At 45.9% G+C, this 14471-nt stretch carries 11 protein-coding genes; 6 read left to right on the top strand and 5 right to left on the bottom strand.

The genetic code is table 11. The features are described from left to right. Positions 1-20: 20 nt before the first annotated feature. From ABDW33_RS04215 to ABDW33_RS04205, 3 genes are all read left to right on the top strand, one after another. Positions 21-401 (top strand): co-chaperone GroES family protein, encoded by a 381-nt coding sequence (locus ABDW33_RS04215; protein WP_343688816.1) that lies wholly within the window; start codon positions 21-23, stop codon positions 399-401. A gap of 246 nt (positions 402-647) precedes the next feature. Beyond that, on the top strand, positions 648-2204 hold the full coding sequence (locus ABDW33_RS04210) for a helicase HerA-like domain-containing protein (RefSeq protein ID WP_343688815.1): 1557 nt from the start codon (positions 648-650) through the stop codon (positions 2202-2204). A gap of 14 nt (positions 2205-2218) precedes the next feature. Beyond that, positions 2219-3268 carry a Gfo/Idh/MocA family oxidoreductase gene (locus ABDW33_RS04205; RefSeq protein ID WP_343688814.1) on the top strand — a complete coding sequence of 350 codons (1050 nt, stop codon included), beginning with the start codon at positions 2219-2221 and terminating at the stop codon, positions 3266-3268. 60 nt (positions 3269-3328) lie between these two features. On the opposite strand, the gene ABDW33_RS04200 is transcribed toward ABDW33_RS04205, so the two are convergent. Then, complete coding sequence (locus ABDW33_RS04200) at positions 3329-5224, bottom strand: ATP-dependent DNA helicase RecQ (RefSeq protein ID WP_343688813.1); 1896 nt, start codon at positions 5222-5224, stop codon at positions 3329-3331. 13 nt (positions 5225-5237) lie between these two features. Next, positions 5238-7346, bottom strand: coding sequence for a cation-translocating P-type ATPase (locus ABDW33_RS04195; RefSeq protein ID WP_343688812.1), 2109 nt, complete (start codon positions 7344-7346; stop codon positions 5238-5240). Positions 7347-7523: 177 nt separating this feature from the next. On the opposite strand from ABDW33_RS04195, the gene tsaE reads away from it, so the two are divergent. Both tsaE and ABDW33_RS04185 read left to right on the top strand, forming a co-directional pair. Then, positions 7524-7949, top strand: a complete 426-nt coding sequence (gene tsaE / locus ABDW33_RS04190) for a tRNA (adenosine(37)-N6)-threonylcarbamoyltransferase complex ATPase subunit type 1 TsaE (RefSeq protein WP_343688811.1) — start codon at positions 7524-7526, stop codon at positions 7947-7949. 89 nt (positions 7950-8038) lie between these two features. Next, positions 8039-9256 carry an alanine dehydrogenase gene (locus ABDW33_RS04185; protein ID WP_116853562.1) on the top strand — a complete coding sequence of 406 codons (1218 nt, stop codon included), beginning with the start codon at positions 8039-8041 and terminating at the stop codon, positions 9254-9256. Between the two features lie 124 nt (positions 9257-9380). Here ABDW33_RS04185 and ABDW33_RS04180 read toward each other — a convergent pair whose 3' ends face one another. The 3 genes from ABDW33_RS04180 to ABDW33_RS04170 form a co-directional block, all read right to left on the bottom strand. Beyond that, a complete protein-coding gene (locus tag ABDW33_RS04180) occupies positions 9381-10184 on the bottom strand; it encodes an undecaprenyl-diphosphate phosphatase (RefSeq protein WP_343688810.1) in 804 nt (267 codons plus the stop codon). Between the two features lie 82 nt (positions 10185-10266). Beyond that, positions 10267-10530, bottom strand: a complete 264-nt coding sequence (locus ABDW33_RS04175) for a DUF3098 domain-containing protein (RefSeq protein ID WP_343688809.1) — start codon at positions 10528-10530, stop codon at positions 10267-10269. 20 nt (positions 10531-10550) lie between these two features. Continuing rightward, positions 10551-11426 (bottom strand): permease-like cell division protein FtsX, encoded by an 876-nt coding sequence (locus tag ABDW33_RS04170; protein ID WP_343688808.1) that lies wholly within the window; start codon positions 11424-11426, stop codon positions 10551-10553. Positions 11427-11546: 120 nt separating this feature from the next. On the opposite strand from ABDW33_RS04170, the gene ABDW33_RS04165 reads away from it, so the two are divergent. Then, positions 11547-14456 (top strand): class I tRNA ligase family protein, encoded by a 2910-nt coding sequence (locus ABDW33_RS04165; RefSeq protein WP_343688807.1) that lies wholly within the window; start codon positions 11547-11549, stop codon positions 14454-14456. Positions 14457-14471: the final 15 nt, after the last annotated feature.

The raw sequence follows: 14471 nt of genomic DNA, 5'->3' as shown, positions 1-14471 counted from the left end.
CATTTTGTATTGTATAGACCATGGCAACACACCTGACAATAGATAATAAATTGAAAAAGCTGATTGTTGTAGGCGACAGGGTACTGGTAAAACCATTGACCCCTAACGAACGCACAGAAAGCGGGCTTTATTTGCCCCCCGGCATGCAGGAAAAGGAAAAGGTACAATCTGGATATGTGATCAAAACCGGTCCTGGTTATGCCATTCCATTGCCCTCTGAGGAAGATGATGCCTGGAAAGGAGAGGAAGAGAAAGTGAAGTATATTCCTTTGCAGGCAAAGGAAGGTGATCTGGCTATCTTCCTGCTCAATGGTTCTACAGAAGTGTCCTACCAGGGCGAAAAATATTTCATCGTACCGCAGAGCGCGATACTGATGCTCGAAAGAGAAGAAGACCTTTAAATGCTTTTTTTTCATAAATTTTAAAGGGGCCTGTATCAGAATTGATACAGGCCCCTTTTTTTATACTCATCTTCAAATTCCCGCTTTTATGCATGTTTATCCGGGAGCCTGCCGGAAACAGCTACCTTTATCCTATTTTTAAGGACGTAGTTTATTTAAACCAGATCCTGACGTATGTGATATTCCCGACATTATTTTACCATTGATACAACCTGTTTTTCTATCTTCAGAGAAATTTTATACCCCATGGCTGATAAAGAAGCATTCCTGTCGCAAATCCAAAACGGATACACCTTCAAGGGTGAACGATTTAAACTCGGTTGTGCCATGCTGAATGGCGATGTCGTAAGTGGAGCGGATGTATTCCTGCCATTAAAAACGATGAACAGACATGGATTGATAGCCGGCGCCACGGGTACGGGGAAAACCAAAACCCTGCAGGTAATTGCAGAAGGGCTGAGTGATGCCAGCGTACCCGTACTGCTCATGGATATCAAAGGTGACCTGAGTGGCGTAGCGGCTGCCGGCACCAACAGTGAGAGAATTAAAGAACGTTATGAGAAAATCGGGGGCAGCTGGTCGCCTGCCGGGTATCCGGTAGAACTGTTGTCGCTTAGTAATGAAAAAGGCGCGCGCCTGAGAGCCACGGTAAGTGAATTTGGTCCTATTCTTCTCTCCAGAATCCTTGAATTAAATGATACGCAGGAAGGACTGGTGTCCATGATTTTTAAATATTGTGATGATAGCAAACTGCCTCTGCTGGACCTGAAAGATTTCAAGAAAGTATTGCAGTATGTGAGCGATGAAGGTAAGGCTGAACTCGAAAAAGATTATGGTAAGATCTCTACCACTTCAGCAGGCACCATCCTGAGAAAAGTAATCGCATTAGAGCAACAGGGCGCCGACAAGTTCTTTGGAGAAATCTCTTTTGAAGTAGATGACCTGTTGCGCATCAGCGACGATGGCAGAGGTGTGATCTCTATCGTAAGAGTCGCAGATATTCAGGATAAGCCGAAATTGTTTTCCACATTTATGCTTAGCCTGCTGGCAGAACTCTATGCTACACTGCCGGAAGAAGGAGATCTGGAAAAACCTAAACTGGTACTGTTCATAGACGAGGCACACCTGGTATTCCAGGAAGCGAGTGCTGCACTGTTACAACAGATTGAAACGATCATTAAACTGATCCGTTCAAAAGGAGTTGGTATCTTCTTCTGCACCCAAAACCCCATGGATGTGCCTCCTGCTATACTGGGACAATTGGGTATGAAAGTACAGCACGCATTACGTGCATTTACTGCCAACGACCGTAAGACGATCAAACAAACAGCTGAAAACTATCCGCTGTCTGATTTCTATAAAACAGATGAATTGCTCACACAGATTGGCATTGGTGAAGCATTATTTACCTGTCTGAATGAGAAGGGTATTCCAACTCCACTGGCGGCAACAATGCTGGTAACACCCCGCTCCCGGATGGATGTACTCTCCGATGCGGAGATGGATGCATTGGTAAGCAGCAGCAAGATCGCCAGGAAGTACAATCAGGAAATCGATAATGAAAGTGCATACGAGATCCTGACTGCCAAACTGCAGGAGGCGGCAGATAAGAGTGTGCCTGCTGCTACCAGAACAAACGGCAATAAAAAACAACCGGAAGAAAAGAGTATGTTGGATAGTGTGTTAAGCAGTCCTGTGGCCAAACAGGTAGGTCGTACCGTGATGACTGAGATCACCAGAGGGTTACTGGGTGCATTAGGCTTAGGCGGAAAAAGTAGCAAAAAAAGAAGTAGCTGGTTTTAATTAAAATCTAGGATATGGAGAAAATTATCAAAGCAGGGATCTGTTCCTATGGTATGTCCGGACATATCTTTCATGCGCCATTTATTCACACACATCCGGGGTTTACCTTGTATGCTGTAGTGGAAAGAAGTAAACACCTCGCAAGACAGCGCTATCCTGATGTGAAAGTATATACCAGTGTAGAAGATATGATCAGGGACCCCGAACTGGAGCTGATCGTAGTCAATACACCGAACTATACACATTATGATTACACGAAAGCCGCACTGGAAGCAGGGAAGAATGTGATAGTAGAAAAGCCATTTACCGTGCATGCGGCTGAAGGACAAGCATTGGCGGACCTGGCAGCATCTAAAGGATTGCTGCTGAGCGTGTATCATAACAGACGCTTTGATAGTGACTTTAAGATTGTAAAACAGGTACTGGACAGTGGTGATCTGGGGGATGTGCTGGAAGCAGAGATTCATTATGATCGCTACAGGGAAGAACTGAGTTATAAAAAACACAAGGAAGAGAAACTGCCAGGAACAGGTGGACTGTATGATCTAGGTTCACACCTGGTAGATCAGTCGCTGCTGCTGTTTGGTATGCCGGATGCTATCTGGGCAGATATCAGGACGATCAGGAAAGATTCACTGGTAGATGATTACTTTGAACTGGTGTATTTCTATGAGCACCTGCGCGTACGATTGAAGTGCAGCTATATTACCAGAGAGCCGATTCCTTCTTACCAGTTTCACGGGCGTAAAGGCTCTTTTATTAAGACAAAAGCCGATACGCAGGAGACCATGTTACAACAGGGACTAATGCCTGGCGCACCAGGATGGGGTATAGAGGGCATCCATGAGTGGGGATTGCTGCATACTGAGCGGAATGGCAAAGTGGTGAGGGAGTATCTTCCGTCTCCTAAAGGCGATTACACCGAGTATTACGATGGGATATATAATGCGCTGATCAGTAAAGGACCTAATCCTGTACCTGCAGCCGATGCAGTGAATGTGATAAAAATCATTGAAGCAGCGTTTGAGAGCAGTCATGCAAAGAAAGTTATATCACTTAAGTAGTAAATAAGAACGCTTTTACTTCAGGTAAAAGCGTTCTTATTTATCTGAAAGCAGGCCTTACTACTTTGTGCGTAAACGGCCTTCTTCATCCCGTATAATTATTTCTTCACTGATCAGGTATTGGGTCACCTCCATTAATTCTGCTTCATCCACCTCTTTTAGCTTATCCTGGACCACTTCCCATTCAACTGGCATACTTGTCAGCGCTGCTAATAATAATCCCGAAATCGCCTTAAAATCCACCGGCTTTTTCTTCTGCTCAATACACACATCACAAATTCCGCAGGGTGGCGCATTTTTTTCTCCAAAATATGCTACCAGCAACTGCGTACGGCACTGCTTTTTATTCTTCACATACTCCAGCATTGCGTCCAGCCTGTCCTGATATGCTTTCATTCTTGCCTTTACTCTTTCCGTATCTATCCTTAAATGCTGTGTAGACACCCGCTGCTCTACAAATGATAACTGTGGTACCGTTTTACGCTGCTTGTACCTGATAATTCCCCGTTGATGCAGCTGCTGCAATCCCTGTATTACTTCGGGTTCCTTCAAACGCAGTATGCGCATGAGCTGCTTTTCATATACAGGCACCGGATTATCAAAGACCCCTTCGTAAGTACGTAATAATGTTTGTACAAGTCCCGACAACGCCGGTTGTGCGGCATCAAATGCGAACAACGTCTGCCTGTTTACAATGAATTCCACCATAGATGGCATAAACACGCTTTCACTCAGCTGCAAAATACCCTCCTGCTCAAGAATGCGCAAGGCACTATAGGCAATCGTTATATTCAGTTCAAATTTCTGTACGAAGTCATTGATGTCAAAATCAAAATATACCCCCTCTCCTCCTCCTACCGGCACCTGCAAATAATTCACTAGCGCCTGATAAACACCCTTCACCTGATCCAGCCCCGGAAACTGCAGGTTCACCATTTCCTTCATCCTATCCAGCTCAGAAGAATGATAGAGCAGCACGGCATACGCTTTCTGTTCATCTCTTCCTCCTCTACCCGCTTCCTGATAATATGCCTCCAGGCTTTCAGGTGCATCTGCATGAATCACCACCCGCACATCCGGTTTATCGATGCCCATCCCGAATGCATTGGTACATACCATTACCCTGATCCTGCCCTGAATCCACAATTCCTGGCGGGCCGTACGCTCTTCTCCTGTCAATCCCGCATGATAATAGCTGGCAGAAATTCCATGCTGCTCCAACATATCCGCCAGTTCACGGGTCCCCTTTCTGTTGCGGCAATAGATAATCGCACTACCGGGTACGCGCTGTAATATGTGTAATAACTTTGGTTGCTTATCGCCTTCTTCAATTACGGTATAGGAAAGATTACTGCGTACAAAGCTCTTGCTGAAGATAGCTGGCTTTCGCATGCGCAGCTTTTCACAGATATCCTGCTGTACTTTTGGCGTAGCCGATGCAGTAAGTGCTAATACCGGTACTCCCGGAAACTGTGTTCTGATCTCCGCAATTTCCAGATAAGCCGGGCGAAAGTCGTATCCCCACTGTGAAATACAGTGCGCCTCATCTATCGCCAGCAAGGTTACTGGCAGTCCATCACAATACTCCAGGAAACGACGACTTTGCAACCGCTCAGGAGAAACATAAAGAAATTTATAAGCACCGCGACGCGCTTCTTCCAATAGCTTCTCTACATCCTGATAATACATACCTGCATAGATAGCCGCGGCAGGAATATTACGGCTACGCAGATTCGCTACCTGGTCTTTCATCAATGCAATGAGCGGCGTTACCACCAGGCAGAGCCCTTCTTTCATCAATGCCGGTACCTGAAAGCAGACAGACTTTCCGCCCCCCGTAGGCATCAGCGCAAGCGTATCCTGCCCATTGCAGACGGACTGAATAATGTCTTCCTGCAAAGGACGGAATTGCGCATAGCCCCAGTATGTTTTCAGTATTTCTGTAGGAGTCGTCACGCTGTAAATGTAACTATATTACTCTCTTGTATCGCAGACGTACAGAATTAGCGGCCAGTACGATATCAGATATCGCCATCACACCTGCGCCGGATATAGGGCTCAGTACCCCAAAGGCCGCAAAAGGAATGGCGATCACATTGTACAGGAATGCCCAGAAAAGATTCTGCTGTATAGTGAGGAAGGTATGTTTACCCAACCCTAACGCCAGTGGCAGGGAAGATAATTGACTATTCAATAAGATCACATTTGCACTCTGCATAGCAATGTGTGTAGCATCGCTCAATGAAATACCAATGGTAGCCCTGGCCAGTGCCGGCGCATCATTGATACCATCACCTACCATGGCCACCGGTGCCTCTTTCATGAGACTATCGATCTTCTCCAGTTTCTGTTCCGGTGTCTGACTGGAAAAAACTTCTTTGATACCCGTCAACGCTGCCAGTTCACGACATTTCCGTTCTGTATCACCACTCAGCAGTACCGGGGTAATGCCTCTGCTTTGCAGCATAGATACCATCCGGGCAGCATCAGGTCTTACTTCATCTATCAGGTCTATCCAGCCGGCCAACTGACCATTCTTTAACAGGTACAGGTTGTGGCTGTCATCAGCAGTAGTATGTTTTGCCATTTCAAATGACCCTAGCTGCCATTCATTGCCAGCCATATCTTTTGCCTGCATACCACGCCCTTTGATTTCCCTGATCTGTGTCAACTTCACTTCTCCTTCCTTTTTCCAGATACTGACCAATGAACGCGCAATGGGGTGAGAAGAGAACTTTTCAAGGCTGTACACCGTCTGGGCGAATTCCTTTTCGGACATGCCTTCGTAGTGGTAGTTGCCAAGTTTCAGTTTGCCGGTAGTGAGGGTGCCTGTCTTATCCAGCACCACATATTTTATATCCTTAAAAGCTTCCAGTGTCTGAGCACCTTTGATGAGAATACCATTTTTCGCAGCCCTGCCCAGGCCGACCATTACCGCTGCCGGTGTAGCAAGGCCCATGGCACATGGACAGGCGATCACCAGTACCGCAATACTTCTCATAATCGCAGCACCGATGGTGATATGACCAAATATCGCCCATCCTGCGAAAGTCAACACCGCAATCCCTAATACCAGTGGTACAAAGACGGCGCTGATCTTATCGGCTAGTTTCTGCATGGGAGGTTTATTGCCCTGTGCCTGTTTTACAAGGTCGATTATATAGGAGAGTACGGTATCTTTCCCGGTAGCAGTGATGAACATTTTAATACTCCCTTCTTCCAGAATGGTACCACCAATGGCTTTATCTTTTTCACCTTTACGTACCGGTGTGCTTTCACCAGTGATCATAGACTCGTTGATGAGGCCACTACCCCAGAAGATAGTTCCATCCATAGGGATCATATCACCTGTATTCACGAGTACTTTGTCTCCGGTACGCAGCGCCTGGTTATCCACAATATGAACATGCTCGTGATCATCATGTTCTTCAATACGACGCGCAGTTGTTACCTGCATTTTTGCAAGGGCTGTAATAGCAGTGGTGGTCTGTTTTACAGAACGCTCTTCCAGCAGGTTGCCCAGAAATACCAGGGTGATGATGGCCGCCGCCGTTTCGTAAAACATATAGTCAGGTCCCAGATGCAGAATGGTGCCTGTGAGGCTATAACCATAAGCGGCAATAGCACCGAGTGCAATCAGTACGTCCATGTTCGCCATTCCATTGGTCAGCGAGCGAATAGCGCTCCGGCCAAAATGCCACATTCCGACCAGAAAAACAGGTGTAGACAGGCACAGCTGAACAACAGGATCATGAAGCCATGCCCAGTGTACCCACATATGTAATAACAGGGGAGCAGTAAAGACGGCGCAGAAAATAAACTTAAACGATAGTGAACGCAGAAAAGCTGTTTTTGGCTGAGGTTGATCAGGCAATACCACCTGGTAGCCCAGCTGGTCAATGCCCGAGAGGATGTCTTTGGTGTTCGTATTCACTCCTTCCGGCAGGGTAAAACTCAATTCCTCTGTGGCAAAACTTACATTCACATCCTGCATACCCTTGTGCTGAAGATATTTGGATACCGTCAAAGCACAACTGGTACAGTTCATTCCTTTAACTTTACAACTGATCGTTTCCATTAGTGACTGATTAACGTTACAAAGGTATCTACCGTCGATTCATGCGAATAAAATATTAATGCAACGGAGTGGCACGGCAATATGAAAGTAACAGAAAATCAATTATTTCTGCAAGTCTTTTATTAATGCAACGCAGTATCAACCAATAGATTACAGTTATTTAATTACATTTACGGGATGGAATGGACCTTTACTATAGCGGAGCTACCTGAAGTAGCCCAAAGTTTCTGGGCAGCATACGGCGGGCAACAGATTTTTACCCTCACGGGTGCCATGGGGGCCGGCAAAACTACTTTTGTAAAGGCACTCTGTGCTGCGAAAGGCGTGGAGGATACGACTGCCAGTCCCACCTTCTCCATTATCAACCAGTACACCTACCGTACTAATGACGGTGCAACACGTAATATTTACCACCTGGACTTGTATCGGCTGCGGGATGAGGAAGAGGCCATAGGCGCGGGAGTAGAGGATACCCTCTATCAGGATGGGGCTATTTGCTTTGTCGAATGGCCGGATATCATAGAGAACCTGCTACCGGAAGATACCATTCGATTGCAACTGACTGTGCTGCCTGATCAGCGGAGACAGTTGCGGGTAGGGTAAGCAATCGTTTTTCATTTAAAGTTGCTTTGAACAAATAACGTATCTTTGGTTACAAGGAAAAATTCACCCGGATCAATTTTGACAACTATATGGAGCAAAGGCAAAAACCTGTTGTGAGTGCTGGCTTTACATATTCACCGCTGGAAGAAACGTTGGATATTCCGCAGAAAAATTCCCGTTTATTTATAGGTATTCCAAAAGAGACGTCCTTCCAGGAAAACCGCATAGCCCTGACACCGGATGCGGTAAGTATACTGGCCAGCAATGGTCATCATATCGTGGTAGAACATAAAGCAGGCGATGGCTCTCATTTTTATGACACAGATTTTTCAGAAGCCGGCGCCGAAATATTATACGACAAGAAAGAAGTATACAAAGCGGAGATCATTGTAAAATCAGCCCCACTCAACGATGAGGAAATAGAGCTGCTGCATCCTCACCAGATCGTGATCTCTCCCATCCACCTGGCCGCCCTCAAAATAGAGCAGGTACAGAAGATGATGGAGAAACGGATTACCCTGCTCTCGTTCGAGAATCTCAAAGACGATGCGGGTACCTACCCTATTGTAAGGGCAATGAGCGAAATAGCCGGAGGTGCAGTCATGCTGCTGGCCAGCCAGTACCTGAGCAATAGCAATAAAGGTAAAGGTATCCTGCTCGGTGGCGTCACAGGCATCCCTCCTACCAAAGTGGTGATTATCGGGGCTGGCATCGTGGGCGAATTTGCTGCCCGCACAGCTATGGCCCTGGGTTCCTCTGTAAAAGTATTCGACAATAATATCTACAAACTGAAACGCCTGCAGAACAACATCGGCGTACGGGTATTTACCTCCGTTATACAACCTAAAGTACTGGCAGAACAACTGCGGAATGCAGATGTTGCCGTCGGCGCATTATCTTCCCAGAATGGCCGTACACCTATTGTAGTAACGGAATCTATGGTAAGCAATATGAAAGCCGGGTCAGTCATTGTGGATGTAAGTATAGACAGGGGTGGTTGTTTTGAAACCTCTGAAATCACCAGCCATGAGAATCCCGTGTTCAAAAAGTATGATGTAGTACACTATTGTGTGCCTAATATTCCATCGGGTTTTGCACGTACCGCCTCAGAAGCAATCAGTAATGTGCTGATGCCGCTACTGCTGGAAGCTGCAGATGACGGTGGATTTGAGAACCTGGTGTGGATAAAGAGAGGAGTAAGGAATGGGATTTATCTATATAAAGGAGCACTGACCAATTATCACCTGAGTGAAAAGTTCAAACTAAAATATACTGACCTGGAATTGCTACTGGCAGTGAAGGGGTAACATAAAAAAGCTTCTGCAGTGGCAGAAGCTTTTTTATTTATTGTAATCTTTCATGAATTGATACCCGGCCCTTGTTAGGCAACCCTCCTGCTTCAAACCAAAAACACAGCCCCGTATCGGAAACTTATCCTACGGTGAGATTATATCCCATAAACATAGCAGCCAGGATAGCTCCGCCTACCAGTATACGATATACCCCCCAAACACGGAATCCGTATTTTTTCAGTACGCCGATAAAAAATTTGATAGCCAACAAGGCTACAATGAAAGCAATGACAAATCCGATAGCCAGCAGCTGGAAGTTGCCGGTATTGCTTGCCAGTATATCTTTACTCTTATACAGATCATAACACGTAGCTGCGAACATAGTCGGTACTGCCAGGAAGAACGAGAATTCAGCGGCAGCATTGCGGGTCAGTTTCTGCTGCATACCCCCAATAATGGAAGCAGCACTGCGGCTCACACCAGGGATCAGTGCCAGGCATTGGAAAAACCCGATGCGGATGGCCCTGAAGTTGCTCACCTGCTCGTCCTTATCAATGGTGGGGTTGGTAAACCAGTTGTCTACAAACAACAATACAATCCCTCCCAGGAACAAGCTGGCTGCTACGACCATCGGAGAACCCATCAGGTCCTTGATCTTGTGGTGAAACAGGAAGCCCAGAATCAGCGCAGGAATGGTGGCCAGTATCAGTTTAATATAAAAAGGGATGCGGTTCCTGTCGAATACAAAGAATTTCTTCCAATACAAAACAACGACAGCTAATATTGCCCCCAGCTGTATAACGATCTCAAACAGTTTCGTGAAGTCATCGTCTCCAATACCCAGTATAGCACTGGTAATAACCATGTGGCCGGTAGACGAAATAGGTAAGAATTCGGTTAGTCCTTCAACGATGGCAATGATAATGGCATCCAGAATGCTCATGGGAATAGCAGATTTATCCGTTTTAAATAAAAAAAAAGCGATGAATTAGTATCATCGCCTGAATTATAAAGAGTTGCAGGTATTATTGCTTTGGTCTACGCATTATTGCATAAATCTCTACCGCCAGGCCCAGCAAAATTACGATAGGCGCCAGCGTAATGCGCTGAAAACTATACACTTCCTCTGGTTTGAACTTGGTAGCATCGTTATTGTAACCACCTGTCATCAGCAGGAAGCCGATCACAGTAATCACCAGGCCCGCTATCATGAACTTATAGTTATCTTTTGCGAAAACAGGACGGCTATCAATCACTGCTTTGTCAGCTTGTTTTGTTTCTTTAATCATATGATGTAGAAAATTATCAATCAATATAAATCATCCAGTTTCAGCTTCAGGTATTTCATTACCGAGCGATGTGTGCTCACCAGTGAGATAAAGATCCCTATTACAATCATACCTATAAACAGGACAGATGTCATAAAGTAGTCTCTCATTGTACTGAGCTCTGGAAGTAACTGGTCTGCAAAATAGAGAATCCCAATCAAACCGGCAATAGCCAATATGGCACTCAAGGCACCATTGATTATACTGCGGAGGTCGAAAGGCTTGGCAATGAACCACCGGGTAGCCCCTACCATCTGCATCGTTTTGATCAGGAAGCGGTTGCTGAACATAGCCAGACGTATTGTATTGTCTATCAGCACGATCACTACAATTGCCAGCATTACGGAGATCCCCAGGATCACAAACCCGATCTTACGAACATTCTCATTCAGCTTGGATACGAGTCCTCTCTGGTAAGAGATCTCCCTCACTATGGGCTGCTGCCCCAGATTTGCCTCTATCACTGACAGGCTGTCCGGATTTACATACCGGGCATTGCCTTTTACATTTATGCTGGCATATAATGGGTTATATTGCAGCAAGGTGATAAAATCTTCCCCGAACTCCTTTTTAAAGCGCTCAGCCGCCATATCTTTAGATACGTACTCGATCGACTTTACATAAGGCCTGCCGGCAATTGAATCACGAAGGGCGATTGCCTGCTCTTCCTTTACATTGTCCCTAAGGATCACCTGAATTTCAATGCTTTCTTTAAAATATTCACTGAGCTTGTTGGCATGGATGACTATAAGCCCCAAAGTTCCCAGCAGGAACAGTACCAGTGCCACTCCAATGATGGAATACAGATAAGAAGGTTTGGATTTTCTAGATGATGATTTCCCGGGTTGCTGCGCCATTAAACTACCGTTTATAGGCGAAAATAATAAAAATTAGCAGTTATGTTTACTTTTGTCATCCTTTAACGTTATTTTAAGTCAACAGGGCGTAGCGTTACGTCCGGTTAATTCAACAATTATATGGAATATAATTTTAGGGCTATTGAGAAAAAGTGGCAGGATTCCTGGAGCAATTCGAAAGCTTACAGGGTTAGCATCAATAGCCAAAAGCCCAAGTGCTATGTGCTTGATATGTTTCCTTATCCGTCAGGAGCAGGCCTCCATGTAGGCCATCCGCTAGGGTATATTTCGTCTGACATCTATGCTCGTTATAAAAGACTAAAAGGCTTTAATGTACTACATCCCATGGGTTGGGACGCCTTTGGTCTGCCAGCAGAACAGTATGCCCTGGAAACAGGTCAGCACCCTGCTGTAACTACTGCCGTAAATATCGCTTCCTTCCGTAAACAACTGGATAACATCGGTTTCTGCTTCGACTGGGAAAGAGAAGTGAATACCAGCAGTGCTGATTACTATAAATGGACACAATGGCTTTTCCTGCAACTGTTCGACAGTTGGTTTGACCGTAGTGCCCAGAAAGCTAAACGTATACCGGAACTGATCGCCATCTTCGAAAAAGAAGGGAACGAAAAACATGAATGCCCCGGCGATCGTGCCCTCTCCTTCTCTGCTGAAGACTGGAAAGGTTATGATGAAGCCCATCAACGTGAGATCCTCATGCACTACCGTATCGCCTTCCTCGCTTATGCAGAGGTGAACTGGTGTGCAGCACTGGGTACTGTACTGGCAAACGATGAGGTAGTGAATGGTGTGAGTGAACGTGGTGGCCACCCGGTAGTAAAGAAGAAAATGCGCCAGTGGTTCCTCCGTATCACAGAGTACGCTAACCGCCTGCTCGAAGGCCTGGAAACCGTAAACTATAGCGAAGCCATGAAGGAAATGCAGCGTAACTGGATCGGTAAGAGCCAGGGTGCTGAGATCACCTTCAAATTCGACGGCAACGACAGTCAGGGCTTAAGAGTCTATACCACACGGCCTGATACCATCTTTGGAGTTGACTTTATGGTAGTGGCTCCTGAACACGAGCTGGTAGCGCAGATAACTACACCTGAAAACAAAGCTGCAGTAGATAAATACCTGGATTACGTACAGAGCCGCTCCGAGCGTGAGCGTATGGCCGAAGTGAAACAAATCACAGGTTGCTTTACAGGTGCTTATGTACTGAACCCATTCAATGGCAAAAAGATCCCGGTATGGATCTCGGAATACGTGCTGGCAGGTTATGGTACAGGTGCAATTATGGCGGTACCTTGTGGCGACCAGCGCGACTTTGGCTTTGCCAAGCATTTTAATATTCCTATCACAAATATCATCGGCGAAGCTTTCAACGGTGCAGAAGCAAATCCAACCAAGGATGCCGTATTACAGAACAGCGATTTCCTCAATGGCGTGCCAATGAGAGAAGCAATGGAGCTGGTGGCTGATAAGGTAGAAGCAATGGGTATCGGTAAAAAGCAGACTAACTTCAGAATGCGCGATGCAGGTTTTAGCCGTCAGCGTTACTGGGGTGAACCATTCCCGATCGTTTACAAAAATGGTATCCCATACGCTGTAGACGAGAGCGAACTGCCTGTTGAACTCCCACATGTAGACACGTATAAACCAGGCGAAGATGGTGAAGGCCCGCTGGCTAACATCACTGACTGGGTGAATATAGATGCAAACACCAGGCGTGAAACCAATACCATGCCCGGTTATGCAGGCAGTAGCTGGTACTTCCTGCGCTATGCTGATCCTTCCAATAAAGAAGAATTTGCAAGTCGCGTAGCTACAGACTACTGGAACCAGGTGGATGTATACATCGGTGGTACAGAGCATGCAGTAGGTCACCTGCTGTATTCCCGCCTGTGGACGAAAGTATTGTTTGATCTGGGTTATATTGGTTTTGATGAGCCTTACAGGAAGCTGATCAACCAGGGTATGATTCAGGGTTCCTCAAGATTCGTAAAACGCTTACGGTTTATCCACAGCGATCACCATGTAGGTGCTGATGAAATTGAACCAATCACACTGCCGGATAACAAACAGGTGTATATCTCCAGCAGCTACGGCGATCTCAAGATCAGGGAGATCATTGAACTGATCAGAACACAGGATGCATCTTTAGCTGAATTCCTGGATTCTATGCACGTAAACCATGTGGTAGAAAGCTTTATTCACGTAGACGTCAATTTTGTGGATGGCGTAGTACTGGATATTGATGCTGCCAGAAAATGGAAAGCAGATTTCGAAAATGCGATCTTCCTCCTGCAGGACGGCCAGTTCACCTGCAAATCCGAAGTAGAGAAAATGAGTAAAAGCAAGTACAATACCGTCAACCCGGATGTACTCGTTGAAAAATACGGCGCCGATACCTTCCGCATGTATGAAATGTTCCTCGGTCCCGTTGAACAATCAAAACCATGGGATACTAAAGGTATCGAAGGCGTTCACCGCTTCCTCAAAAAACTCTGGCGTCTCTTTGCTGACGAACAAAAAGGCCTGATCGTAAAAGATGGCGAAGCAACACCTGAAGAATTGAAAGTGTTACACAAAACCATTCAGAAGATCGATAACGATACTGAAAACTTCTCTTACAATACCGCTGTAAGCCAGTTCATGATCTGTGTGAATGAACTGAGCAGCCTGAAATGCAATAAACGCAGTGTGCTTGAACCAGTGCTGATCCTGCTCACACCTTATGCTCCGCATGTCGCTGAAGAGCTGTGGCACCTCCTGGGCAATACAACCAGTATCCTCGATGCACCATACCCTGTATTCGAAGAAAAGTATGTAAAAGAAGACGCATTCAACTACCCTATCGCTGTAAATGGTAAAACCCGTACTGAACTGGGCTTTCCATTGGATGCAGACAATGCCGCCATCGAACAGGCTGTACTCTCCAACGAGATCGTACAGAAATGGATCGAAGGGAAGCCTGTCAAGAAGGTAGTGATCGTGAAAGGAAGAATGATCAATATTGTTGTTTAATAAATCAAGGCTGGC

This window comes from Chitinophaga sp. (assembly GCF_039596155.1).
GTDB lineage: Bacteria > Bacteroidota > Bacteroidia > Chitinophagales > Chitinophagaceae > Chitinophaga.
Note: the sequence above shows the minus strand (reverse complement) of the source record. Positions and strands in the feature narration are given on the sequence as shown.

Coding starts and splice junctions, on each gene's coding strand:
- ABDW33_RS04210 (WP_343688815.1), top strand. CDS start 648: ATGGCTGATAAAGAAGCATTCCTGTCGCAAATCCAAAACGGATACACC.
- ABDW33_RS04180 (WP_343688810.1), bottom strand. CDS start 10,184: ATGAGCATTCTGGATGCCATTATCATTGCCATCGTTGAAGGACTAACC.
- tsaE (WP_343688811.1), top strand. CDS start 7,524: ATGGAATGGACCTTTACTATAGCGGAGCTACCTGAAGTAGCCCAAAGT.
- ABDW33_RS04165 (WP_343688807.1), top strand. CDS start 11,547: ATGGAATATAATTTTAGGGCTATTGAGAAAAAGTGGCAGGATTCCTGG.
- ABDW33_RS04215 (WP_343688816.1), top strand. CDS start 21: ATGGCAACACACCTGACAATAGATAATAAATTGAAAAAGCTGATTGTT.
- ABDW33_RS04185 (WP_116853562.1), top strand. CDS start 8,039: ATGGAGCAAAGGCAAAAACCTGTTGTGAGTGCTGGCTTTACATATTCA.
- ABDW33_RS04195 (WP_343688812.1), bottom strand. CDS start 7,346: ATGGAAACGATCAGTTGTAAAGTTAAAGGAATGAACTGTACCAGTTGT.
- ABDW33_RS04170 (WP_343688808.1), bottom strand. CDS start 11,426: ATGGCGCAGCAACCCGGGAAATCATCATCTAGAAAATCCAAACCTTCT.
- ABDW33_RS04205 (WP_343688814.1), top strand. CDS start 2,219: ATGGAGAAAATTATCAAAGCAGGGATCTGTTCCTATGGTATGTCCGGA.
- ABDW33_RS04175 (WP_343688809.1), bottom strand. CDS start 10,530: ATGATTAAAGAAACAAAACAAGCTGACAAAGCAGTGATTGATAGCCGT.